The following is a 330-nucleotide window of genomic DNA, read 5'->3' on the forward strand; positions in this document are numbered from 1 at the left end:
ATCGCTCTGCAAGCAGGCGGCAATGAGGCGATGATCGGCGAACTCCTTGCCGTTGTCGGCGGTGAGGGTGTGCACCGTGTGGCGCAGGCCGCCCAGGCGCTGGACGATGGCGTTGCGCACGTTCTCGGCGGTACCGTCAGGCGAGTAGGCCAGCAGATGCAGGCGACTGCGGCGTTCGGTCATGCTGACCACGACCGCTTTTCCATGGGAGGCCCGGATGGTGTCCAGCTCCCAATCGCCGATGCGGCTTCGCTGCTCCACCACGCTTGGGCGCTGTGTCCAGCTGCAGCGCTGCGTCAGCTGCCCGCGGCCATCGCGCACGCCGCGCCG

1 protein-coding gene is annotated in these 330 nt (G+C 68.5%); it reads right to left on the reverse strand.

The genetic code is table 11. From position 1 onward, the window contains the following. On the reverse strand, positions 1-330 hold a 330-nt coding region (locus XpopCFBP1817_RS21350; protein WP_128418516.1), incomplete at both ends, for an IS30 family transposase.

The organism is Xanthomonas populi, from assembly GCF_002940065.1.
Taxonomy (GTDB): Bacteria; Pseudomonadota; Gammaproteobacteria; order Xanthomonadales; family Xanthomonadaceae; genus Xanthomonas; species Xanthomonas populi.